Annotated in this window: 29 protein-coding genes and 1 tRNA gene; 13 read left to right on the forward strand and 17 right to left on the reverse strand. The window is 60.2% G+C overall.

Features of this window, described 5'->3' with window-relative positions; genetic code table 11:
- Positions 1 to 37: 37 nt before the first annotated feature.
- The gene (locus BUB72_RS02840) at positions 38 to 1,603 is read right to left on the reverse strand and encodes a glycosyltransferase family protein (RefSeq protein ID WP_073140228.1); all 1,566 of its coding nucleotides are present in this window, start codon (positions 1,601 to 1,603) and stop codon (positions 38 to 40) included.
- A gap of 187 nt (positions 1,604 to 1,790) precedes the next feature.
- Here BUB72_RS02840 and BUB72_RS02845 point away from each other — a divergent pair, with 187 nt between their 5' ends.
- Positions 1,791 to 2,144, forward strand: coding sequence for an MmcQ/YjbR family DNA-binding protein (locus BUB72_RS02845; protein ID WP_073140231.1), 354 nt, complete (start codon positions 1,791 to 1,793; stop codon positions 2,142 to 2,144).
- Here the strand turns inward: BUB72_RS02845 and BUB72_RS02850 are convergent.
- The 3 genes from BUB72_RS02850 to BUB72_RS02860 all read right to left on the reverse strand — a co-directional run bounded on the left by BUB72_RS02850 (position 2,141) and on the right by BUB72_RS02860 (position 5,343).
- Complete coding sequence (locus BUB72_RS02850) at positions 2,141 to 3,133, reverse strand: ankyrin repeat domain-containing protein (RefSeq protein WP_073140234.1); 993 nt, start codon at positions 3,131 to 3,133, stop codon at positions 2,141 to 2,143. The two genes, BUB72_RS02845 and BUB72_RS02850, sit on opposite strands and share 4 nt — an antisense overlap.
- Positions 3,134 to 3,244: 111 nt before the next feature.
- Positions 3,245 to 4,141, reverse strand: a complete 897-nt coding sequence (gene rpoH / locus BUB72_RS02855; RefSeq protein ID WP_073140237.1) for an RNA polymerase sigma factor RpoH — start codon at positions 4,139 to 4,141, stop codon at positions 3,245 to 3,247.
- A 179-nt stretch (positions 4,142 to 4,320) separates the two neighbouring features.
- On the reverse strand, positions 4,321 to 5,343 hold the full coding sequence (locus tag BUB72_RS02860; protein ID WP_073140241.1) for an RluA family pseudouridine synthase: 1,023 nt from the start codon (positions 5,341 to 5,343) through the stop codon (positions 4,321 to 4,323).
- Here BUB72_RS02860 and BUB72_RS02865 point away from each other — a divergent pair.
- The 4 genes from BUB72_RS02865 to BUB72_RS02880 all read left to right on the forward strand — a co-directional run bounded on the left by BUB72_RS02865 (position 5,342) and on the right by BUB72_RS02880 (position 8,725).
- Positions 5,342 to 5,656: a DUF6476 family protein gene (locus BUB72_RS02865; RefSeq protein ID WP_073140244.1), complete on the forward strand. Its 315-nt coding sequence runs from the start codon at positions 5,342 to 5,344 to the stop codon at positions 5,654 to 5,656. The genes BUB72_RS02860 and BUB72_RS02865 overlap by 2 nt on opposite strands.
- Positions 5,657 to 5,777: 121 nt before the next feature.
- On the forward strand, positions 5,778 to 7,259 hold the full coding sequence (locus BUB72_RS02870; RefSeq protein WP_073140247.1) for a DUF4123 domain-containing protein: 1,482 nt from the start codon (positions 5,778 to 5,780) through the stop codon (positions 7,257 to 7,259).
- A gap of 1 nt (position 7,260) precedes the next feature.
- Positions 7,261 to 8,106 carry a zinc metalloprotease gene (locus BUB72_RS02875; RefSeq protein ID WP_073140250.1) on the forward strand — a complete coding sequence of 282 codons (846 nt, stop codon included), beginning with the start codon at positions 7,261 to 7,263 and terminating at the stop codon, positions 8,104 to 8,106.
- 61 nt (positions 8,107 to 8,167) lie between these two features.
- On the forward strand, positions 8,168 to 8,725 hold the full coding sequence (locus tag BUB72_RS02880) for a hypothetical protein (RefSeq protein ID WP_073140253.1): 558 nt from the start codon (positions 8,168 to 8,170) through the stop codon (positions 8,723 to 8,725).
- 28 nt (positions 8,726 to 8,753) lie between these two features.
- Here BUB72_RS02880 and BUB72_RS02885 read toward each other — a convergent pair.
- Positions 8,754 to 8,830: transfer RNA gene (locus BUB72_RS02885), tRNA-His, on the reverse strand.
- Between the two features lie 164 nt (positions 8,831 to 8,994).
- On the opposite strand from BUB72_RS02885, the gene BUB72_RS02890 reads away from it, so the two are divergent.
- Entirely contained in the window at positions 8,995 to 9,195 is a 201-nt protein-coding gene (locus BUB72_RS02890; protein ID WP_073140256.1) for a DUF6324 family protein, read from the forward strand.
- Here BUB72_RS02890 and BUB72_RS02895 read toward each other — a convergent pair.
- Positions 9,192 to 10,490 (reverse strand): vWA domain-containing protein, encoded by a 1,299-nt coding sequence (locus BUB72_RS02895; RefSeq protein ID WP_073140260.1) that lies wholly within the window; start codon positions 10,488 to 10,490, stop codon positions 9,192 to 9,194. The genes BUB72_RS02890 and BUB72_RS02895 overlap by 4 nt on opposite strands.
- A gap of 81 nt (positions 10,491 to 10,571) precedes the next feature.
- Here BUB72_RS02895 and BUB72_RS02900 point away from each other — a divergent pair, with 81 nt between their 5' ends.
- Together BUB72_RS02900 and BUB72_RS02905 are read left to right on the forward strand one after the other, a co-directional pair.
- Positions 10,572 to 11,318, forward strand: a complete 747-nt coding sequence (locus BUB72_RS02900; RefSeq protein WP_083588533.1) for a DUF6502 family protein — start codon at positions 10,572 to 10,574, stop codon at positions 11,316 to 11,318.
- Positions 11,315 to 11,512, forward strand: a complete 198-nt coding sequence (locus BUB72_RS02905; protein ID WP_073140266.1) for a hypothetical protein — start codon at positions 11,315 to 11,317, stop codon at positions 11,510 to 11,512. Before BUB72_RS02900 ends, BUB72_RS02905 begins: the two co-directional genes overlap by 4 nt.
- Positions 11,513 to 11,662: 150 nt before the next feature.
- Here the strand turns inward: BUB72_RS02905 and BUB72_RS02910 are convergent, their stop codons facing one another.
- The gene (locus BUB72_RS02910; protein ID WP_073140270.1) at positions 11,663 to 12,118 is read right to left on the reverse strand and encodes an MmcB family DNA repair protein; all 456 of its coding nucleotides are present in this window, start codon (positions 12,116 to 12,118) and stop codon (positions 11,663 to 11,665) included.
- Between the two features lie 115 nt (positions 12,119 to 12,233).
- Between BUB72_RS02910 and BUB72_RS02915 the strand changes: the two genes are divergently transcribed.
- Both BUB72_RS02915 and BUB72_RS02920 read left to right on the forward strand, forming a co-directional pair.
- The gene (locus BUB72_RS02915; protein ID WP_073140273.1) at positions 12,234 to 12,557 is read left to right on the forward strand and encodes an ArsR/SmtB family transcription factor; all 324 of its coding nucleotides are present in this window, start codon (positions 12,234 to 12,236) and stop codon (positions 12,555 to 12,557) included.
- Positions 12,550 to 12,966, forward strand: a complete 417-nt coding sequence (locus BUB72_RS02920) for an SRPBCC family protein (RefSeq protein ID WP_073140277.1) — start codon at positions 12,550 to 12,552, stop codon at positions 12,964 to 12,966. Before BUB72_RS02915 ends, BUB72_RS02920 begins: the two co-directional genes overlap by 8 nt.
- A gap of 2 nt (positions 12,967 to 12,968) precedes the next feature.
- Here BUB72_RS02920 and BUB72_RS02925 read toward each other — a convergent pair whose 3' ends face one another.
- Both BUB72_RS02925 and BUB72_RS02930 read right to left on the reverse strand, forming a co-directional pair.
- Complete coding sequence (locus BUB72_RS02925) at positions 12,969 to 13,403, reverse strand: DUF1801 domain-containing protein (protein ID WP_073140515.1); 435 nt, start codon at positions 13,401 to 13,403, stop codon at positions 12,969 to 12,971.
- Positions 13,404 to 13,610: 207 nt separating this feature from the next.
- The gene (locus BUB72_RS02930) at positions 13,611 to 13,904 is read right to left on the reverse strand and encodes a hypothetical protein (RefSeq protein WP_073140281.1); all 294 of its coding nucleotides are present in this window, start codon (positions 13,902 to 13,904) and stop codon (positions 13,611 to 13,613) included.
- Positions 13,905 to 14,082: 178 nt separating this feature from the next.
- Here BUB72_RS02930 and BUB72_RS02935 point away from each other — a divergent pair, with 178 nt between their 5' ends.
- Positions 14,083 to 14,529: an aggregation factor core gene (locus BUB72_RS02935; protein WP_139250599.1), complete on the forward strand. Its 447-nt coding sequence runs from the start codon at positions 14,083 to 14,085 to the stop codon at positions 14,527 to 14,529.
- On the opposite strand, the gene BUB72_RS02940 is transcribed toward BUB72_RS02935, so the two are convergent.
- Positions 14,526 to 15,410 carry a LysR family transcriptional regulator gene (locus BUB72_RS02940; protein ID WP_175549110.1) on the reverse strand — a complete coding sequence of 295 codons (885 nt, stop codon included), beginning with the start codon at positions 15,408 to 15,410 and terminating at the stop codon, positions 14,526 to 14,528. The two genes, BUB72_RS02935 and BUB72_RS02940, sit on opposite strands and share 4 nt — an antisense overlap.
- Positions 15,411 to 15,498: 88 nt before the next feature.
- Here BUB72_RS02940 and BUB72_RS02945 point away from each other — a divergent pair, with 88 nt between their 5' ends.
- The gene (locus BUB72_RS02945; protein ID WP_245814691.1) at positions 15,499 to 16,104 is read left to right on the forward strand and encodes a class I SAM-dependent methyltransferase; all 606 of its coding nucleotides are present in this window, start codon (positions 15,499 to 15,501) and stop codon (positions 16,102 to 16,104) included.
- Here BUB72_RS02945 and nusB read toward each other — a convergent pair.
- The 6 genes from nusB to BUB72_RS02975 all read right to left on the reverse strand — a co-directional run bounded on the left by nusB (position 16,101) and on the right by BUB72_RS02975 (position 20,070).
- Complete coding sequence (nusB, locus tag BUB72_RS02950; RefSeq protein WP_073140293.1) at positions 16,101 to 16,568, reverse strand: transcription antitermination factor NusB; 468 nt, start codon at positions 16,566 to 16,568, stop codon at positions 16,101 to 16,103. The genes BUB72_RS02945 and nusB overlap by 4 nt on opposite strands.
- Complete coding sequence (locus BUB72_RS02955; protein WP_073140297.1) at positions 16,565 to 17,101, reverse strand: 6,7-dimethyl-8-ribityllumazine synthase; 537 nt, start codon at positions 17,099 to 17,101, stop codon at positions 16,565 to 16,567. Before BUB72_RS02955 ends, nusB begins: the two co-directional genes overlap by 4 nt.
- Before the next feature lie 3 nt (positions 17,102 to 17,104).
- Positions 17,105 to 18,196, reverse strand: a complete 1,092-nt coding sequence (gene ribB / locus BUB72_RS02960) for a 3,4-dihydroxy-2-butanone-4-phosphate synthase (protein ID WP_245814692.1) — start codon at positions 18,194 to 18,196, stop codon at positions 17,105 to 17,107.
- 141 nt (positions 18,197 to 18,337) lie between these two features.
- Positions 18,338 to 18,919 carry a hypothetical protein gene (locus BUB72_RS02965; RefSeq protein WP_073140304.1) on the reverse strand — a complete coding sequence of 194 codons (582 nt, stop codon included), beginning with the start codon at positions 18,917 to 18,919 and terminating at the stop codon, positions 18,338 to 18,340.
- 30 nt (positions 18,920 to 18,949) lie between these two features.
- Positions 18,950 to 19,483: a GNAT family N-acetyltransferase gene (locus BUB72_RS02970; protein WP_073140307.1), complete on the reverse strand. Its 534-nt coding sequence runs from the start codon at positions 19,481 to 19,483 to the stop codon at positions 18,950 to 18,952.
- Positions 19,471 to 20,070, reverse strand: coding sequence for a riboflavin synthase (locus tag BUB72_RS02975; protein WP_073140311.1), 600 nt, complete (start codon positions 20,068 to 20,070; stop codon positions 19,471 to 19,473). Before BUB72_RS02975 ends, BUB72_RS02970 begins: the two co-directional genes overlap by 13 nt.
- Before the next feature lie 189 nt (positions 20,071 to 20,259).
- On the opposite strand from BUB72_RS02975, the gene BUB72_RS02980 reads away from it, so the two are divergent.
- Positions 20,260 to 21,549 (forward strand): capsule biosynthesis protein, encoded by a 1,290-nt coding sequence (locus tag BUB72_RS02980; protein ID WP_073140315.1) that lies wholly within the window; start codon positions 20,260 to 20,262, stop codon positions 21,547 to 21,549.
- Between the two features lie 3 nt (positions 21,550 to 21,552).
- Here BUB72_RS02980 and BUB72_RS02985 read toward each other — a convergent pair whose 3' ends face one another.
- Positions 21,553 to 22,074, reverse strand: coding sequence for a hypothetical protein (locus BUB72_RS02985; RefSeq protein ID WP_175549111.1), 522 nt, complete (start codon positions 22,072 to 22,074; stop codon positions 21,553 to 21,555).
- Positions 22,075 to 22,253 lie beyond the last annotated feature (179 nt).

Below are 22,253 nucleotides of genomic sequence, written 5' to 3' on the forward strand. Positions count from 1 at the left end.
CCCTCCGATCAAGTGCCTGCCCCCAAAGGGGCGGGCGCTACTGCGACTTGCTGCATCCGCCCCCAATTGTGGTGCTTAGCTCAAGCGGCGTTGGCTCCGGCCCATACAGGTAGCCGGTCACCTGCGGGCCCATCCATTCCAGCGTCGTCGAAAACATCAATGGTGCATCATGCGCCACATCATCGCGCGCGTGGCCCCTGTCCTCGACATATGTTCCCATCTTACTGAAACCAAGCTGCTGCATGTAATGCGCGCCGAGGATGGAGCCTTCTGTTTGCACGCCGCATCCATGACGGTACGACACCAGCGCCTCGAACACGTAGAACTCGGGCAACCAGTAGCCCGTGCCACCGGTCCGCAAGTAAATGCGCGGTTGCACGTCTCGGCCAGTCTCCTGCCAATGCGCCGCGATGTCTTGCGCATCCGCCTTCAGCATATCCATAAAAAGACCATAGGTTTTGGGGGTGATAAACTCATATTCCGCATAAGCGCGGTCCAGCAGCGGAAGCCGCGCCAATGGGGCGGGGTTCACGCCCCAAAACGTGACGATGCCTATCATCGTGGCCTGTCCGCCAACTAGCCCTGCAGTCAACATTGGGCGCTCTTTTCTAAGTGACAAAGACAGCACCAACCCCGCCGCCATCAGATACGGCATGAACAGGCGGTAGCCGAACATCATGTGCTGCCCCGAAGACCGGCTGGCGTAAAGCAGTAGCAGCACAGCGCTAATCGCCGCCCCACGCAAGATTGCTTTCGACAGTGGTGTTCGCTTTTCGACATCCCCAGAGCGCACGAAAAAGACGAGCACCAAAAGGCCGGACAGGACAACAAAATTCAAAAGCGCCGACAGGCTATCAATAGGTGGCCGACCACCGACCGCCAATTTCACGTAATAAGACGTCGGAAAAATGTCGCCGTAATAGGCCCAAGAAAACACCAACCAGCTTACCGCCAACGCCAAGCTAAACGCAGCCCCTGCCCAAATGACTGGTCGCCGGTATTGCGTTATCAAAACCGCCAAAAGGACGGGAACGCTGACCAAAACACTGTCAAAACGCGTCAGAAACATCAGCCCTGCAAGCAACCCCAAAATGGCGAAGTCGCGGCCGCTGACCACTCCCGCACGGTTCACCACGATCAGTTTGGACACCAGTAGCGTCGTAAAACAGGCCAGCAGCGGGGTTTCCAACCCGCCGACGGTCCACAGCGCCAAGAATGGCGACAGTAATCCCACCACAGTGAACACGACCAAAGCCTGCCCCTGAATGCCCGTCTGGCGAAGCGCGACAAACCAGCCCGCGAGCACCACGAATGGCGCGATAAGGCGGTAACTGGTCACCGGATCAAGCCCGAGCAGCGCCAACCCCGTCTCCAGCAACCCGTGTAACGGGGACGTCAGCGCCGTTACATATTCCCCCAAATTGTAGACAAGCCCGTGGCCCGCCGCCGCGTTCTTTGCGTATCGCCCGACGATATAGGCGTCATCCGCTGTAAACCCCCAAAACAGGGCGCAAAGGGCCAAGAAGGTCAGCGCGCTGCCAATGATGAAGGCGCTGTTCATGTCGGATATGCGGGGCCGCGCGGGCAAGTTGGAAGCGGTCATAGGGTATGTGTTTTCAATGTCATTCTGGCACCAATATGCTGAAAATCTGCCTGCAACGGGAACGCGTGGCATGTGCTGCAATCTCTGTAGCAACCATGCCAATCGAAATCCACTCGCGTAAACTCTGCTCCCTTGCCATAGGGGCATCTGCACATCACACTGCCCAAACGCCCCAAGCGAGCCGCCCATGACCCGAGATGAATTCAACGCCTTCTGCGCCTCCCTGCCTGCCACAAATCATGTGGTGCAATGGGGGAATGCGGATGTGTGGAAGGTCGGCCCCAAGCTTTTCGCGGTCGGCGGCTGGGCTGACGGGGCCGATGCGTTTACCTTCAAGGTCTCGGATATCGCGTGGGAAATCTTGCCCGACATGCCAGGCCTGCGCCCTGCCCCTTATCTGGCGTCGCGGGGCATGAAATGGATACAGCACTACAAGCCCCCCGGCCTGTCCGACGCCGAGCTGGAGGCCCATATCCGTGCCTCCTACGACATGGTCGCGGCCAAGCTCACCAAGAAGGCCCGCGCGGAATTGGGCATTTAGCCCCCGCGCGCCATCCGCCCGTCCACTGCCGCGCGGATCATGTCCCGTGCCCGCGCATAGTCCGCGGCATATTCGCGGTCGCTCTCTTCCGCCGCACTCGCGCTGACGCGCTCCTGCAAGTCCCGCTCTGCCGCCAAGGCCCCCTCGGCGACGACATCAAGGATCGCCCTCCCGCGCTGGTCCACAGCCGTGGGATCAGCACCGGCCCCAAGCAGAACCTCGACCATTCTGGCGTTCCCCCCCGCGATCATCAGCGGTGGTTGCCCCGGCAAATAGTCCGCTTCGACATGCGCTGGCGGCGGCGCGTTCGGGTCCGCGCCATGGGCCAATAGCCCCTCCACCTGCGCGGATTGTGCGCCGATCAACGCCAGATGCAGCGGCGTCAGCCCCATCCGGTTCGCCTGCGTAACCAAGTCTGCTGGCATCATGCGCAGCATCTCGTCCACATCCTGCGCGCGGGTGTAATAGTTGAACGGTGACGCGGCGGCGTGCAGCAGGGTATAACCCTGCGCCGTTTGAAAGCGGGGGTCGGCACCGTGCTCCAGCAACAGCTTGACCATCTCCGGCATGAAATCTGCATGTCCCATCGCCCAGATCAACGGCACGGCCCCGTAGCGTCCCTGAGGTTTGTTCAAATTAATGTTAGGATGCTGCGCCAGAAACGCCTTGGCCGAGGTCACGCTGCCCTCGAACAACAGGTCGCGCAGCTCACCATACGGGGCCGGCAACAGGTCGGGCTGTACGCGGCTGGCACTTCCCGTTTGCATGTCTTCAATCTGGTGCGAAATCAGCTCCTCAAAACGGGCAGTATCGCCGACTTGAAGCGCCAATCTCATTTCGGTGTAATAGATGTCCAATGCCTGAAGCTGCGCCTCGCTCATCGCCCCGGGAGGGCCAAGAGAGCGGCTGCCATCGGTCACATAGGCTCCGGTCACGCTGAGGCAAAACGCTGTAAACAGCACCACGGGCGCCGTGCGTGAAAACATCATGTCCGCCCCTTTCGATCCATCTGCCTCAAGCTTATAGCCCCCTTCCAGCGGGCCAATAAAAAATGGGCCGCGCAGTGCACGGCCCCTTCTGGCATCTCAGTTTGGCGAAAATTAGGCGCTTTCAAGCAGACCTTTTTCAGCCGCCAATTCCCGCATTCGCTCTTGCAGCTTTTCGAAGGCGCGGACCTCGATTTGACGAATACGCTCCCGCGACACGTCATATTGGCCCGATAGTTCTTCCAGCGTGATCGGCTTGTCTTGCAGGCGGCGCTGGACAAGGATGTCCTTCTCGCGGTCGTTCAGCACTTCCATGGCCTCGGCCAGCAATTCGCGGCGCGTGTCCAACTCGTCCTTGGCCTCGTAGTCGCCAGCTTGGTCGGCGCTTTCGTCCTCAAGCCAGTCCTGCCACTGCGTCGCCCCTTCGCCATCGGCCGAGACAACCGCGTTCAGCGATGCGTCCCCGCCCGACATGCGCCGGTTCATTGAGATCACTTCTTTCTCGGTGACATTCAGGTCATTGGCAATGCGGGCCACGTTTTCAGGACGCAGGTCACCCTCTTCCAACGCGCCAATGCGGTTCTTTGCCTTACGCAGGTTGAAGAACAGCTTCTTTTGCCCGCTGGTCGTTCCCAGCTTGACCATCGACCACGACCGCAGGACATATTCCTGAATGGACGCGCGGATCCACCACATCGCGTAGGTCGCGAGGCGGAAGCCCTTCTCGGGGTCAAACTTCTTCACGGCCTGCATCAGGCCCACATTGGCCTCGGATATCACTTCCGCAACCGGCAGCCCGTAGCCGCGATAGCCCATGGCGATCTTGGCCGCGAGACGCAGGTGCGAGGTGACCATCTTATGCGCCGCTTCGGTGTCTTCGTCTTCCACCCAGCGCTTGGCCAGCATGTATTCTTCCTCAGGCTCCAGCATCGGGAACTTGCGGATTTCTTGCATATATCTGTTTAGACCTTGCTCCGGGCTCGGAGCTGGTAATCCAGTGTAATTCGCCATTGTGTCTTGCCCCCCTTAAAAGGTGTGCGTCGTCGGAACGTGAATATACGAGCAGGTTTCGCCCTACTCAAGTTTTTGGTGCGCACATACGCTGTGCGGGTTACTTATGAATTAATGTAGGAACTCGGGATTGGTTCCAAAAGGGTTATGTTACGAGTATTCACATAAATGTCAGTGAATCACCCCAATTCCTTCAAAAGTGCCTCGAAATCAGGCGGCAACGGTGCCTCAAATCGCAACATTTCGTGTGAAACAGGATGTTCGAACCCAAGTGTAGCGGCATGAAGCGCTTGTCGCGGGAACTCCCGAATGGCCTCCAGAGCCGCTTCCGGAAGCGCGTTTTTGGCCAGTTTCCGTCGCCCTCCGTAAACCGGATCACCCACAAGTGAATGCCCCACATGGGCCATATGCACCCTGATCTGGTGAGTGCGCCCCGTTTCCAGCCAGCATTCCAGCAAGGACACCACCGCAGGCTTGCCGAACCGCTCCAACACCCGCGCGCGGGTGATCGCGTGGCGGCCCGCGTTTTTGACCACAGCCTGCCGCTGACGGTCGGTTTTGTGGCGCGCAAGGTTGGCAATCACCCGCAGGATGTTGCCCTGCTCGAACGCCACCCCCGGCAAGCCGTTGATCCGCGGGTCAGAGGCTTCGGGCACGCCGTACACCAGCGCGTTGTAGCGCCGCTCGACCGTGTGTTTCTCGAACTGCTTGGCCAGTCCCTGATGCGCAATGTCGGTCTTGGCCACCACCAGCAGGCCGGAGGTTTCCTTGTCGATGCGGTGCACAATTCCCGGACGCTTCTCCCCACCGATCCCCGACAGGCTGTCGGCACAGTGATGCAGCAGCGCGTTCACCAGCGTGCCATTGGGCGAGCCGGGGGCCGGATGTACCACCATACCCGCAGGCTTGTTCACTACGATCAGCGCGTCATCCTCGAAGATCACGTCCAGTGGAATATCTTCGGCCACGGTGTTGTACTCTACCGCCTCGCCAATGGTCACCATCCACACCTGCCCCAGCGCGGCCTTGGTCTTCGGCTCCGTCACGACAGCCCCGTCAAGCGCCACCGCGCCCTGCTCGATCAGCTTCACAATGCGTGACCGGCTCAGCTGCGCCTCCACTGGCGCAAACAGGGCCAATGCCTTATCAAGACGCGCAGGCGGGGCGTCAGTGATCTCGACCGCGATAGTTTGAGGCGACATGGACAATGATCCCGAATTTCCGGCGGAAGAACCCGCCAACCTGAAGTTTCTGCGGCGGCTGGTAACAACCCTGACCGCAACGATGATTGTGGGCCTTGTAGTGATGATAACGCTGGTTGTCATCCGCTTGAACGCAAGCACCCCCGACCTTGCCCTGCCCGACTATATCGAGCTACCCAACGGCACCCGCGCAACCGCCTTCACGCAGGCCCCGAACTGGTATGCGGTGGTCACCGCCGACGACCGCATCCTGATTTTCAACCGCGACAGTGGCGAGCTGACACAGCAGATTTCCGTCAATTCACGCCCGTGAATAAACTGTTCACTACCGTAAGGCGTTGAAAGAAAGGCAGATAAATTCGTTGCCAGATCTACAATCTAGGCGCATCCTGAATGGGCATTTTAAGCACTAAATTGAACATTTGGATTGTACCATGGAAGACATCTGGCAGCTTGGCGCGGCCAGCGGGGCCTCCGACCAACATGCCGCTGCCACAGAACCAAGCGGTAAGGTTGACCTGATTTCGGATCTGGAACCGCTCGACGCGCAAACTGAAGAGACCGACCGTAAGTCCGTGCCCGACACGCTGGCTGCGCTCCTTTTCGGGGCGGTAGACGATGTCGAGATGCCGACCTTCACCATTCTGGATGCCGCGAAAATCACGGATCTGCCCGAAATTCTGACCGGCTCCGGCTTGGATCACCAATGTCTGTTTGTCGGCGACGCGTTAGAAGAGTTGGGCCATGTCGCCCCGTGGATTGTCCGGCTGGAGGACGACAACAGCTTCACCCGCAGCCTGTTCACGCTGACCGACCCGCCCAGCCCTTGGACCCATTGGTCCAAAGACGCAGGCATCTACCTGCGCTCGACCGCCTCCCTTGCGGACCTGTGCGCCCATTTTCGCAAGTTCACCAAAGTGCGCATGGACGGCGTGCCCGACGGCGACCGCACGCAATGGCAATACTTCCGCTTTTATGACCCAGAGCAAGCCACGCTCTATTTCAACGCGATCCGCGCGTGGCCCGACCGCATGGCGCAGTTCTACCGCCTGCATGACGGCACGCTGGTCGACCGGATCATCACGCTGTCTTCGGTCGCCGCCACCGCGCATATCTTCGCGCCCGATCCGGAGACATTGCCCGCAGAGCGCCCGGCTGCCTTCGTGTTTCAAAGCCGCGATGCGCATGTCTTCGCCTCCGCCCGCCGCCCCCGTTTCCGGCAGGAACTGGCCGAATGGCTGCTGCGCATGGACGAACCACGCTTCAAGCCGTTCTCCGAAGACCAGCTCTATGCCCTCGTTGATCACGGCCTGAGGGAGGGCGACGCGTTAAAGTTCACCTTCAAAGAGGAATACGTCTACCTGCTGTATATGATGAGCTATTTCGGCGGGTGGTTTCATAAATCAGGCCGTATGCCCGAGATTAGCAGGATACTGGTCGAAGACGGCCGCGCCCGCCGCGCGAACTTGGAACCCGCCTTCCTGCGCGCCCATTCAGACCTGATGGGCGATGCGGACGTGACCTATCGCAACTGGGCGAAGCTCTTTACGCAGCTGGATGGCCACCTGACCAAGGCAGGCGGTTGGTCACGCTTCAACCCCGACACCGCGCGCCAGTTGATCATGACTGCAACCCCACATCTTGGCGACGAAGACCGCGCGCGGCTCGACGAATTTTTACGGCGCGTCGAGTACGATTGTGACGCCCGCAAGGTGACACACCCCTCTGCGCGCGGGGTCGTGCTGCTGTTTTCATACACAATGGGCCACGCGTTCTTCGAGGACCCGCTGTTTCCGTGGGCCATAGAGCTGGCCGCCGAGCACGACACCCTAGAGCCCGCCCTGCCCGCTATCGCAGACTATGCAATGAAACGCGGGCGCAAGATGCTCGCTGATTTCCAGAAGGGAGCCGCCTGACATGTGCGCAACAACTGGCACCACCCCATCCGGCACCCCACCCGGTTCTCCTCCCGGCGGCTCGTCCGGTGGCACGGGCCTGTGCTGCGATTGCCCGGCCGAGGACGACTTCACAACCGACGGCAACGGCACCTATTATTCCTCGCCGATGGACGACCCTAGCTGGCCCTTGAACAACAAGGCTCACATCAAGATCGAAAGAAGCGGGAAATCAGGGACCGTAACGGTGACCAAGACGTTCGAGCTGTCCTACACCAACGGCGCTGAAACCGACGAAGCCGGGAATGGCGCCAAAGTCAAAAGCGCGATCACCAAGGCTTTTGGCACATGGGAGTCCAAGGCTGGTAGCTACAAAATTCAGGTGGAGCAGCCCGGTTGCCCGAAACAAAAGCTCAAAATCAAGTTCAAAAGCAGCGAGGTTGCCAGCGCGCCGGATATTGCCATCGACGTCGACGGCACGGCCGACGATCCCGCAGATCCTCTGCGCAGCTATGTGGAGGAAGGCACCGCGATGACTTTTTACGTCACCGCAGCCGACATTGAATGGACCATGATCCACGAATTGGGCCACACCTTGGGCCTGCCAGATGAATACAGCTACGACCGCCCGACAAACACCGCGCCGGTGCTGACCTACAAAGGGGCAAGTGATCCGGACGAATCCGTGACATTGTCTGCGTCTGCGATCCCCCCCGACGATCCGGCTCAATTTGCCTTCGACAACACGACCGTAATGGGACAGGACAGCGACACCACTCATCCAAAATACCTTTATTACTGGATCGCGATTGAAGTCGACCGTATCCTCCGCTCCGAGGGAGTGATCGCCGTTGTCAAAGTCGTTTAAAGCAACCCTAGCAGCCGCTTTTTTGCTGCTGACCATGACCTCCTGTATGGGGAATTCCAAAATGCCCGAGACCTGCGAAATGAAACTCGAAGCCCTGACCACCCAGCAAGCTGGTCCGCTTGAACTTTCGGTAATTGCGTCGCGACAATTGTGCATTGTGCAGGGCAAGCCCTTTGATCCGCGCCCTTATGCGGCGCGGCTGCAAGTCACGAACAAAAGCACGAGCCCGATTGAGGTGACTTACCCGTCCGGCGCGATTGCCCAGCGGGCCTTCACCCAAACTGAAGTGGTTGAAATGCTGGCGGGGCAAACACCAACCCGTCACAAGGCGAAAATTCGCAGGCCCCCTGTTAATCCTGCCAAAGTTCGCGAAGAAAAGGTATCACTTGCGCCGGGGGCGTCGCACGTCATTCCGGGCACTCCCAGCCACATGCTTCCGATCGCCAAGATGGCAGTCAACGGCGTTGCTTACGACGGCGGGGACGTGAGCGAGCCGGACCAATGGCTCCGGCGGTTCGAGCTGACCTACACGTCCGGTTTCAGCGCCGACGGGGCACGGGTACAAGTGCCTCTCACCATTCCGCTCGAAATCGTGCTTACGCCGAAACTCGAGGAGTAATCAGCGTCATCCTGTCAAATCGGGGGGATGGTACCGCCTCCCCGGCTTGAACGGGGGACCCCTGGTTCCACAAACCAGTGCTCTAACCAACTGAGCTAAGGCGGCACACTGCGTGGGATTTACCCATAGGGACGCGCGATTGCAAGACCGCTAAAGCGATTAATTCCGCTTAAAGTGAAAGTTCGATCCCTGCCCGACCGTGTCCTGCCCCCTTGCCTCACAGCCGCATCAGGGATACCTCAAGACCCAGCCAAGGCAAAGAGGGTCCAATGGGTATCAACAGCGAAAGCGAAATTGCGGGCAACCTGCAAATCGGTCCGACCACCGACGGGATGGTGCGCATCTATGTCGAGGCGGACGGTATCGAGTTGCCCTTCGACTTTGACCCCGAAGAGGCCGAGGAAATCGCCGAAGAAATTCGCGCGGCCGCTCAGGGCGCCCGCGCGATCAACAAAGGCAAGAAGCGCTAGTTTACGCAAACACCATTGCGGTAGCTGCCCACCGTGCGCACCACTTTGGACGGGGCCGCCTCTATGCGCCGCCCCGATAGCTCCGAACGCAGCACACGGCTCACCAGATCAGACAGCGCGGTGACGCGGTAGCACGACACCGTCGGCTCCATATGCCCGTAGCCGACGCCACTGTCGTCGGTCAGGAACATATACCGCCCGCCGGTCTGCACCGCCGCTTGGCGCATCAGGTACTCCGCCTCCGGTCCCACGCCGCTGGCCCCCAGCCCGAACACCTGCACACCTTTCGCCGCTGCCGTGCGGGCGGCTTGCAGGTAGGCCTTCGCACGGTGGTCATGCTCCGGCGCGTCGGCGACGTGGATCATCAACCGCTCGCCCTTGCCATTGCGCCACTGCATGCCAGCAGCCGACGCCAAAGCCCGTGCCGCCGCTTCGGGATAGTCGCCCCCGCCGCCCGCAGACTGCGCACGCAGCCAACCCTGCATCTGCGATTGTTTCTTGGTGAACCCGTAATTCTTCACCACATAGGCATCCCCGTCATCGCGGTAGACCACCAAGCCATAGCGGATATCGACCCCCGGTGCGGCCCGCTTGGCCTGACGCACGAGGCCCTTTAATTCCTTGGTCAACCACGCCAATTCGTCCGCCATGGACCCCGTTGTGTCGACAACGAATGCCAGATCCAGAAACTCTGGCGACCACTTCCCGTTAAACGGAAGTTGCACCTGCGCGCGTTGCCCAGTTCTCAGCCGCTGCACCATCGGCGCGCCTTGCCCGTCAGGGATCGCGCGCAGCTCCACCTCGCGTAGACGCCCCGCCCCAAGGCTCGCCGGAAAGATCGAGATCATGCCGTCCACGCCGGAATAACCCGAATAAAACGGCTCTGCAGCACCGGGTTTGCGCAACGTGACACGCACACCGGGGGCCGCTTTGCCATCCGCCCCGCGCAACTGCGCCAATACCGGCGTCGCCAGATTTGCCATCGGCAGCTTTAATTCCTTGCGGGACTTCGCTTGATAGCGGGAAAATGCCGCGAGGTTCAGCGCGTCGTCAATGTCGCCTGCCGTAATCACACCACGTCGCGCAGCACCTTGATGGGACGGCACAGGAACCGGCAGCGGTCTTGGGGCAATCGTCGTGCTGACCTTGGCACTTGGGGCGGCTTCGGCTGAGACCGATGGCTCCGCCAAGACCGGCTCTACGATCACAACTTCTTCCTCAATTCCTCCGGCGCAGGCGGCCAGAAATGTTGCAGCCAAAAGGGCTGCGCGGGGGGCTGAAAATATCTTGGTCATGGGGGTACTCCATTTAATGTGTATTTTGCACATATTTCAAATCCACTTGCTCCCGTCAAGAAAAATGTGCATATTGCGCATATGCTGGATATACTCGATGCCCTCCTCGCCCCCTTCGCCCGCCTGATGGTGGCGCTTGGCGTGCCGTTCCCCGATCTGGCGGAGCGCCTGAAGGCGCATTACGTCGAGGCCGCGCGCAAGACTTGCGACGGCAAACCCACCGACAGCCGCCTGTCCGTGATGACCGGATTGCAGCGCCGCGACGTGGCGCGGCTGCGGGACTTCCACCCGAACGAGCCGCGTCTGACGCACCTGTCGCGCCTCGTCTCGCTGTGGCAGACTGAAGACGACTACGCAGGCAAGCCCCTGCCCAAAAGCGGCCCCGCCCCGTCCTTCGAGGCACTGGCATGGGAGGTCCGCCGCGACGTCCACCCGCGCACGATGTTGGACACATTGCTGGCCGCTGGCACCGTTTTGGTGGAGGGGGAAACGGTCACCTTGCTGGAAACGTCCTATCAACCACTGGCCGGATCCGAGGATCAGATGGCTTACCTCGCCCGCAACATGGGCGACCATTTAAGCGCGGCCACCACCAACATCACCTCCGACGCAGCCCCGTTCTTTGAGCGCGCGGTGCATTACGCGGCGCTGTCACCCGCGCAGGTCGCGGCATTGGAACAACAGTTCCGCGAGGGCCAGATGGCATTGCTGGAACAGATCAACAAAGAGGCCGCCGCGATGAAGGCCTTGCCTTCCGACGCACCCACCCCCAAATTGGCCGTCAGGTTCCGCGCAGGCGGATATTTCTACCACGAGGACGTGACATGAGGCGGATTGCAGCGGCGGTTTTGGCACTGGCTTTGACAGCCTGCGCGATGCCGGAAGAAGAGGTCGTCATTGTCGAGCCGGTCATGGCTGAACCCTCTGCAGTCGAAGCCTCGCCCGCCCCGAATTCAAAGCTGGAAGCCTGCGTTCCGGGGGAGGATGACGGTATCGGTGGCACGGGATGCGCGGTCGATTGAGCGCCCCGACAGGGTAACCCATGGGTTACCTCCAGCCGTTGCGTGTTAACTCTTTTTGTGAATGAGATCAGACCAAAGCACCGAACGCTTTTACACCTGTTTTCAAAGGGTTAATTTAATCAAATCAAATTCACGCGGATCTTGATTTGATTAGCTTGACCGTCTCAGATCAGGGTCGCGCATCAGGTTCAACCGCAGCGCCGCAACCCGCCCGAACTTCTGGACAATCACCTTGCGCCGCGCCCCCGCCAGCTTGTCCTCCGGCGACATGCGGATGATCTCCGCGTCGTAGGCATCCGCGATGATCAGTCCGGTGCCGTCAGGCAAAAGGTCGGTCGGGAAGTTCTCGTCGACCGCCCAAAAATAGCGGTCGCACCAGTCCAGATACCCCTCCCACTTGCTGTCCGACATAAAATCCGCGCGCGAGGATTTGCACTCCACCACCCACAACTCGCCTTTGGGGCCAAGCCCCATCACGTCGACCCGCTTGCCGCGCTCGGGCACAAATTCCTCAAGGCAGGCGAACCCGTGCGAGGTCAGATGGCGTGCAACACCACGCGCCAGAAGCTGGCCGGGTTGGAGCGGAAGTGTCAGGTCATCAGGCATATTCAGAATGTGAACAAAAGGTAAACAAAAATCAAGTGTGAGAATTACCTTGACGTGATACCAAATGGTTTCATATATAAATGATACCAAACGGTACCACTTCTGAGGTCACTCCATGATAACCGAACAACCCACCTTCAAAGCACTGGCAGACCCGACGCGGCGCGAAATCCTGCGCCAGCTTGCAGACAGCGACATGACCATCGCGCAAGTCAGCAACAATTTCGACATGACCCGCGCCGCCGTCAAAAAGCACCTGACCGTGCTGAGCGACGGTGGCCTTATCACCGTGCGCACCCGAGGACGCGAGCGGGTGAACGCCCTGAACCCAGAAGGCTTCGCCCCCGTGCGCGACTGGCTCGTCTTCTTCGAGCAGTTCTGGGACGACCGCCTCACAGATTTGAAATCCGCCATTGAAAAGAACCAACCCAATGACTGACACCATCATTCAAAAATCCATCTACCTGCGTGCAACCAAGGCCGAAGTTTGGGACTACCTGACAGAACCGAACAAGCTGGCGATCTGGTTCCACAAACCCAAAGTGGCGCTGGCGGACGGGCAGGACTACGCGATGTTCGGCACCGAAAGCGGCGACAAGCTGATGTGGGGCAAGGTCAACGAAGCCCGCCCGCATGACTATTTGGAATACACCTTCACCATCGCGCCGATGGGAGATGCAACCAGCACCGTCAAATGGACGTTGGAGGATGTCGCGGGTGGTACTCGCCTGTCACTGGAGCACACAGGCCTGCCGCAAGGCGCCGAGGCTTTCGGTCTGACACTCGCACTTGATAAAGGTTGGGACGAGCATCTGGGACGGATGCGCGCGGATGCCCACGCGGAATAACCCTAGCGCGCGGCGGTGGTGTAGTTGGCCTTCATATGGGTCACACCGTCGCGCACGAGTTCCTCTAAGACGTCCATGTCGATATCGGCCAGCTTGTTGATATTGAGGCAGGATTTGCCGTGCTTGACCTTGCCCAGCCGCGACAAAGGCTCTGACAGGTCGCGGTAGCCGGGCAGGATGTAGACGGAGGTGTAGCTTTTGCGGGGGCTAAAGCCGGTGATCAAGAAATCGCCTTCCCGCCCGCTTTCATATTTGTAGTGGTACCGCCCGAAGCCCACAATCGCTGGTCCCCACATTTGCGCGGGCCAACCGGTGATGCGGGTGAAGAACGGCAGCAACACCTCGGCGTCGGCGCGGCGTTGGGGATGCTCGACAGCAGCAATCATCGCCGCCGGGTCAACGGCCTCCGGTTTGGTCTTGTTTTCCGAATTTGCCATGGGCTGCCCCTTGCTTTGCAGACCAAGCAGGCCTATCTGCATGAGTGACGGTTCTGCCCTCCTCGTAATATGGAGGCTACATTCCAGCTGCCTTAAGCAATTCCTCGGGAGCTGGCTCTGTCTGGACCCTGGTTCAGTTACCTGGTGCCCACCTGTACATACAGGTCTGCGGGAATAAGCGTCCCACGGTTGTGGTGGTTCCGTCACCTACCCCCGATCATGTACCCGAATAGCGACCATTTCGCCATTGCGAGGCGGGGTCAGGTCGTTGTTATCCTCGGGGTCGGCCATCCCCATGATCGCGCGACCCATCTGGACCGACGCGAAGGTGATCATGAAAAACACCGTCATGATGCCAGCCGCCAACGGTCCGTCCGCGGTCTCCAGCACCAGATGCCGCAACCCTGCAACATTCGACCAGATCAAAAGACCCGAAAAGAACGCCCCTGCCAGTGCGCCACCAAGGGCGTTGCGAAATAGAAATTTGATGAGCTTGGGCATGACGATCCGCCGTGAGTCGCGTTACTTCATTATGATACACCCGATCGGGGTGCAGGATCAAAGCGGAACGCTGGACTTAACGTCCTGCCACGCTAATTGAGCTGTGAACCGCCGACAAATGGAGCCCCCAATGTCCCGCCTCGCCCTTGTTTTCGCTTTATGCGCCCCCCTTTCTGCCATGGCCCAGATTGACGCCCGTTTCGTAGAAGGGGCCCCGAAGGATACGTTCACCTTCGTAAATTCCGGATGCGCTTTGGGGGCAGCGACGGTGGTGCTGGACATGACAGGCAGCGCGGGCGGATTGATCTTCGACACCGAAGGCGGCGGCGCAGGCGTCGAGGTGTTTCAGCCCTTTGAAAGCGTCAGCGGCGACGTGGCCTCGGTCACTGTCAGCGACGGGGCGGACGTGCTGAGCCTATCAGTATCAGACTGGCCTGAGGGCGCGGAGATCAGCTTCACCATCGACGTGGATGACGTGCTGCGCCATGGCGACCTGGGCCAGACGCAAGTGTCTGGCGGCGAGATCGCAGGGGCAGAGGTGCGGATCAACGCAGGTGGGGCTTCCGGCTTCGCAGTGTTCGACAATACCCGACGCGCCACAATACGCGGGTTTTGCGGGGCTTAACCCAGCATTTTGGCCAAGTGATCGAAGACCAGCCGGATGCGGCTGCTGGTGATCAGCTCGCGATGACTGACCAGCCATGTCGGGAAACTGACCGGTGGCAAACCCGGCATTACACGCACAATATCGGGCGTCAGGGCGGCAACATGCTCGGACATCACCCCGATCCCAAGCCCCTGACGAACCATGTGCCAGCCCACCACGCCACTATCTGAATGATACCGGATATTGTCGCGGGTCAGCGGCAGGCCCATGGCGACGAAATGCGGAAGCATCTCGTCCGGCGCGCCGTAGCCGATGAAATTGGCGGCTTTCAGATCGTCCACCACCTTGGGGTTGCCAACGCGCGCCAGATAGTCCGGCGTCGCGTAGAGATAGGCATCGCTGTCCGCCAGTTTGCGCGCGATCAGCTCCGGCTGTTCAGGCCGGATATGGCGCAAGGCAATGTCGGCGTCGCGGCGCAACAGGTCCGAGATGGCGTTGGAGGAGACAACCTCGACCTCGATCCCCGGCGCGCGGTCCCGCAGTTGGGCGATGACCGGCGGCAACTGGTAGGCCGAGAGCACATCGCTGGCGCTGATACGCACCAGACCTTCAATGCTTTGCGACTGGCCGGACGCGGCAAGCGAGATGCGGTTGGCGGCCTCGCCCATGGCGCGGACGTGATCGACCAGTTGCGCGCCCGATGTGGTCAGGGTCAGCGAACGGCCAACCCGCTCAAACAAGGTCACCCCGATGGCCTCTTCCAGCGCAGCAACCTGGCGGCCCAGCGTGGGCTGCGTTTGACCCGTTGCGCGGGCGGCGGCGGAGAGCGAGCCTTCCTCGACCGTCGCAAGGAAAGCGCGGACATGGTTCCAGTCAAAGGAGATGGCATTCCAATTCATGCATTTATGTATAGGTGATCGCCAAAATTAGGCAATTTCTATATGACTTGCGCATATGTATGACGTCCCCAAGCAATGGAGGCACATCATGACACCTGCAAAATTTTGGGACGGCGTGGCGGAGAAATACGCCAAGATGGCGATCCGCAACCCCGAGCAATATCACCTGTCACTGGAGCGCACGCGCTCCTACCTGCGCGAGAGCGACCGGGTGCTGGAACTGGGCTGCGGCACAGGCTCGACCGCGTTGCTGCTGGCCCCGAGCGTCGCGCTTTATACCGGCTCCGACGTGTCCCCGAAGATGATCGCGATCGCTAAGGACAAGCTGGTGGAGGCGGGTCAAAGCAATCTGGATTTCATTGTGGCGGATGCGGATAGCGACGCGCTTGGCACGGCTTATGACGCGGTCATGGCCTATAACCTGCTGCATCTGGTCGATAATTTGCCCACCACGCTGGGTCATATCCATTCGATCACGCGCGAAGGCGGTTTACTGATCACCAAGACTCCGTGCCTTGGCTCCAAGAAGTGGTTGTTCGCACCATTGCTTTGGGTGATGCAGCTCTTTGGCAAAGCCCCCGACGTGCTGCTGATCAAACCTGCCTATCTGGAACAGTCAATTACCGATGCGGGCTACGAGATCATTGAGGCCGAAGACTATGGCAGCCGATATATCGTGGCGCGAAAAGCCTAAAACGCGTCGGGGCGGGCTTCGCGGGCCATATGGTCTAGCACGGCGTTGACGAATTTGGATTCCTTGCCTTCGGGGAAGAAGGCTTTGGCGACGTCGACAAATTCCACGATCACCACTTTGGGGGGCGTTTTGCCTGCGACCAGTTCGGCCCCCGCAGCGCGGAACAGCGCGCGCAGGGTCGGGTCGATGCGGTCAATGGGCCACTTGGCGACCAGTGCGCGGTCAGTCATCTGGTCGATTGTCGACTGCTCGGCCACGGCGCCCTCAAGCAAGGCGCGGAAAGTCTCGATATCGCCTTCGATCATTTCGTTGTCGTCGATCACTTCCCCGAAGCGGTGGTCCTCGAACTGCGCGCGCACCTTGTCGATGCTGTGGTCGCTATGCTCCATCTGGAACAGGGCCTGCACGGCATAGAGCCGCGCGGCGGAGCGCATGGCGCGTTTTTGGTTACCTGAAATGGTCATGCGATCTGGAAACTCTCATCATCATCGTTTGAGCGCGGCAAGAATCCCACGCCCGAATTGGAAGCGCCGTATTTGCGCTGCAACGCGATGAGATGCAAGGCCGCAGCAGCGGCACCACCCCCTTTGTTTTGATCTTTCGGGTCGGCACGGACCTCGGCCTGCTTGCGGTTTTCCACCGTCAGGATGCCGTTGCCGATATTTGCGCCCTGTAACCCCAGCAGCATCAAGCCGTGAGAGCTGTCATTGCAAACGGTGTCGTAATGCGTGGTCTCGCCGCGAATGATGCAGCCAAGTGCCACGAACCCGTCGAAATTCGACTGGCGGAAGGCAATGCGGATGGCGGGCGGGATTTCCAGCGCGCCGGGGACGTTGATGACCTCGACCGTGGCACCGGCCTTCTCGGCCTCGGCTTTGGCTCCGGCGATCAGGTTGGCGGCGATATCCTTGTAATAGGGCGACACGACGATAGCGAGCTTGACCGGCTTGTCGAACGCGGGCGTGTCCATGATGTGATGTTGCTCTGCGGTGGCCATGGATTAAGCTCCTTCGATGGGACGGGTGCCGGTGATGGACAGCCCGTAGGCGTCGAGACCAACGACCTTGGGGGACGGGGAATTGGTCAGAAGCTCCAGCTTCGACAGGCCAAGGGCCGCGAGTATCTGCGCGCCGAGGCCGTACTGGCGAAGGGTGTTAGGGGACTGACCGCCCTCGGGGTCGATCTTCATTTGCGTATCGCGCAGCAGGACCACGACGCCGCGGCCCTCCTTGGCGATGGTCTCCATCGCCTGCGCCATTTCGGACGCGGGGCTGGGGCCGAGGCCCAGCACGTCCTCGACCGGATTGAGCGCGTGCATGCGGGTCAGAACCGGCGCGTCGCTGGTCAGGTCACCTTTGGTCAGCGCGATATGTTCCGCGCCTTGGGTTTCGTCGGTGAAGACACGCATCATCCAGTCGCCGCCGAACTCGGATTTCACAGGGCGTTGCGCGGCTTCCTTGACCAGATTGTCATGGCGGCGACGATAGGCGATGAGGTCGGAAATGGTACCGATTTTAAGCGCATGCTTTTGCGCAAAGCTGATCAGATCGGGCAGACGGGACATGGTGCCGTCATCGTTCATAATCTCGCAGATCACACCGGAGGGGTTCAGACCCGCAAGGCGGGACACGTCCACGGCGGCCTCTGTATGGCCCGCGCGAACCAGCACCCCGCCATCGCGGGCGCGCAATGGGAAAACATGGCCGGGGGTGGCGATATCGGCGGCGGTTTTACCCGCGTCGATGGCCACCGCGACGGTGCGGGCGCGGTCATGGGCGGAGATCCCGGTGGTCACGCCCTCGCGCGCCTCGATGGAAATGGTGAACGCGGTTTCGTGGCGCGACGAATTGTAGGACGCCATCAACGGCAGGCCCAGCGCGTCGATCCGCTCGGAGGTGAGCGTCAGACAGATCAGGCCGCGACCATGGGTGGCCATGAAGTTAACCGCCTCGGGCGTTGCCATTTGAGCGGGGATCACCAGATCGCCCTCGTTCTCGCGGTCTTCGTGATCCACAAGAATGAACATGCGCCCGTTGCGCGCGTCCTCGATAATGTCCTCGATGGGAGCGATTGCGTCTGAATAGTCGGTCATGGGCAGCATCCTTTGATGGCCTGCCAATTAGAGGGTTTGGCGGCGCTTGGGAAGGGTGCAGGGCAATGTCGTGACGTCGCGGGGGCCGAGAGGTGGGGATTTAGGTATTTTTGAAGCAGTGATGGAGAGAATGGCGCGTGTTTAACGGGCCGTGTGTTCTGCGGTGAAGTAGCGGTCGGAGGGCAGAAACCCTGCGAGGCGCGCGGCCATGGACCAGTCACGTTCGTGGGTGGTGTCGCCGATGACGAGGACGCCGTCGAGGGGGAGGTCTGCGGCACGGAGCGGGGCTTGGACAGCGGCGCGAATGTCGGACCAGCTTTGCGCGAAATGCGGCGCGCGGGCGGTGGTGATGTGGAGGCCTTGGCTGGCGAGGCTGTCGCGAAAGGTATCGGGGGATAGCGGGCGATGGACGAGCGCGGTGCAGGTCGCATCGATGTGTTTCAGTGCGTGCGCGCGGAGACTTGGTTGCGTGTCACGCAGCATGCGCAGGGCGTTGTTGGAGAACAAAAAGCCCACCACATCGCGGCCCGTCGAGGCGCGCACCGAGGCGTAGGTTTTATAAGGCAATCCAAGCGCCTGAGCGCGTTTGACGCGGGTGCGCAGGATTTCGATGGGAAGGGTCGGCAGCAAGGCAGCCCGCGCTTTGGTCCACGCATGTTTGCGAAAGGCGAAACCGGCCTCCATGGTGGGGCCGTTGTTATGGCCGATGTGTGCGCGCGTCATCCTGCATGCCCCTTGTCGTGATGCGCTGTTTTACCCTCTGGCGGGATTGGTGCATGCGTCAAGGCTCAGGACGTCATTGGGATAGCTCTGATCGCCGATTTTAAAGGCGACTTCACCGAGTTTGGTGAAGTTTTGTGCAGCATAGAAAGCGCGCGCCTTGCTGTTCTGGCTGTTCATCGCCAACCAGATCGGGCCGCTTTCCAGCTTGAGCCCCGCGTCCAGCAAGGCCTTCCCCAGCCCCCTGCCCTGATGGCGGGGCTGGATATAGAGCGAGACCAGTTCGGTCGGGATTGCACCGCCCACCGGATCGGGACTGTTCCGGTCGATATGGATCAGCCCGTCGATGCCGTCGCGGTTTTGCGACACGATGAAGCTATGGGCTGGATCGTCGATCCAGCCTTGGAAGCGCACGGGCGTGAAATGCGCCAGCGCATAGTCGGCGAAATGCGCGTTGATGCCGTGGCGGATATAGGTCGCGAAGAAGACCTCCAGCGCTAATGCCGCGAGGCTGGACGCATCCGACGGGGTGGCCGCGCGCAAAGTGGGGGCGGTCAGTTGCCCCATTCTTGCAGCCGTGCGACGTAGCGGGCGAGCGTGTCGATTTCCAGATTGATCCGGTCTCCGACCTGTGTGTCGCCCCAGTTGGTGGCCAGCTTGGTATGCGGGATGAAATTGACGCCGAAGCGGTTGCCATCGACCTCGTTCACCGTCAGGGACGTACCGTTCAATGCGACCGAACCTTTGGGCGCGATGAACTTCGCCAGATCGCCCGGGGCTTCGAACAGCACACGGGTGCTGTCGCCCTCCTCGGTCATGGAGACCACGACCGCGACGCCGTCCACATGGCCCGACACGATATGGCCACCAAGCTCGTCCCCGAGCTTCAAGGCGCGCTCCAGATTGATGCGGGTGCCGTCGCGCCAGTCGCCGATATTGGTCTTGGACACACTTTCGGCGGAAATCTGGACGTCGAACCAGGGGGTCATGTCCTCCCCGCGCTCGATCACGGTCAGGCAGCACCCGTTGCAGGCGATGGAGGCACCAATGTCGATGCCGTCGGGATCATAGGCGCATGAAATCCGGGCGCGCAAATCGCCTTCCTGCTTGAGCCGCGTAACCGCGCCCACATCGGTGACAATGCCTGTAAACATGACGGCGTTCCCTTCTTGTGTTGCGTTGGGAGTTAGCGCGGCTACGCAGCGGCTGCAAGGATTCCCACTGACATGCGTGTCGCGCCCCGCCACAGTTGCGACGAAAACGGGCCTTACGGTTGCCGCACGGACTGGGCAAACTGGTGCAAACTTGTATGAGTATTTTGTGAACGACGTGAAGGCCGCACCATGACCCTGTCCGGCAAGGACAAAACATTCCTGTTCCTGCAGGGCCCGCACGGGCCTTTCTTCTACCGCTTGGGCAAAATGCTGACGGCGGCGGGGGCATCTGTCTGGCGTGTGGGCTTCAACAAGGGGGATGACGCCTTCTGGTTTTCGAACAAAAGCTACATTCCCTATCTCGACAGCCCCGATGCGTGGGCCGAGCGGTTTACCCAGATCGTCACCGAAAAGTCGGTCACCGATCTGGTCCTTTACGGCGATACACGACCGATCCATGCGCAAGCGATCGAGCGCGCGCAGGCGATGGGGCTGCGTATCCATGTGTTCGAGGAAGGCTATCTGCGCCCCTACTGGGTGAGCTACGAGCGCGGCGGCGCCAACGGGCACTCGCGGCTGATGGACATGTCCGTGGGCGACATGCGCGCCGCGCTGGAAGGGCTTGATCTGGACCTGCCCGACGCCCCCGCTCGCTGGGGCGACATGCGCCAGCATGTGTTTTACGGCATGGTTTATCACTACTTCGTTTTCCTGCGGAACCGGAAGTACCGCAGCTTCCGGCCGCACCGCGCCCTGAGTGTGACCAAGGAATTCCAGCTTTATCTCAAGCGGTTGGTGACAATGCCCTTCACCGCGATGGAGCGGGGGCTGGCGACGTTCCGCATCAAGCATGGCGGCTTCCCCTATCATCTGGCGCTGCTGCAGCTGGAGCATGATGCCAGTTTCCAGATGCATTCGCCTTTCGACACCATGACCGACTTTCTGGAGCTGACGATTGACGGCTTTGCCAAAGGTGCGCCGACGCATCACCATCTGGTGCTAAAGGCCCACCCGCTGGAAGATGGCCGCGTGCCGCTGCGCCGCGATATCAAGCGGATTGCCAAGTCCTTGGGCGTGGCGAACCGCGTGCATTATGTGCGGGGTGGCAAATTGGCAGGGTTGCTGAACACCGCGCGCTCTGCGGTGACGGTAAACTCTACCGCCGCGCAACAGGTATTATGGCGCGGGCTGCCGCTGAAGGCGTTCGGGGATGCGGTCTATAACAAACCGGAATTCGTCTCGACCCAGAGCCTGCCGGAATTCTTTACCAACCCGACGCGCCCTGACAGCCGCGCTTATCGCGACTATCGGCACTACCTGTTGGAGACCTCACAGATTCCGGGCGGCTTTTACTCCGCCCGAGGACGCCGCCAGTTGTTGCGCCAAGTGGTGGATATGATGCTGGCCCGCGAAGACCCGTATGACGCCCTGGTGGCCGGAACGGCAACGCCGCGCCAGCAGCTTCACGTGGTCACCTGAGCCTTATTCGAGAACGGCCGCAAGCCCGACCGAAGCCATCAGCTGGTAATACCCGAATATCACGAACAAGAAGAACACGAACAGGATCACCTCGTGCTTGAAGTGGTGCGAATGAAAGAAGTCTCGGTCGCGGTGGTGGAGCACGTCTATCAATTCGTCCCCGAAGCGGATCGACAGGAATGTGCCGAGACCCGACAGCACGATGACCCCCCAATACGGGAAAGGTCGGGTCAGGATTTCGTGAAGCACCTGCGTCATCACTGTTGTCTCGTAGTAGCTTGGCCCGTGGAGCAGGACCGCGATATTCGCAGAAATTGCCAATGCCCAGACCGCGATCTCGGACAGGACCATGCGAATTCCGAAGATCATGCGCAGCGGGAAGTCGAGCAGAAAGCCCGCATCTGCGACGGGGGTGCACAGCACGAAGAAGCTCCAAGTCAGCAGCGCGGCAATACCGCCTGTCGCGAGATCGTATTCGTAGCTTAGATAGCCGAAATACCCGACGAGCAATGCTACAAGGAGCAAGAATTTCGTGAGAACCTGTGTCTTGGGTTTTGCCAAAGTTTTTTGCCCTTTTCTGCTGTTGTGCATCCTTTAAGTGAGCAGCCACCTTGGGTCCAGAGAGCCAAGACGCAACGATTTTTGAATTGGCCGCGCATTGCGCAGAAATCTGCCACTGCGACGCGGTGGCAACACTCCGACAG

It is taken from the genome of Litoreibacter ascidiaceicola, from assembly GCF_900129235.1.
Taxonomy (GTDB): domain Bacteria; phylum Pseudomonadota; class Alphaproteobacteria; order Rhodobacterales; family Rhodobacteraceae; genus Litoreibacter; species Litoreibacter ascidiaceicola.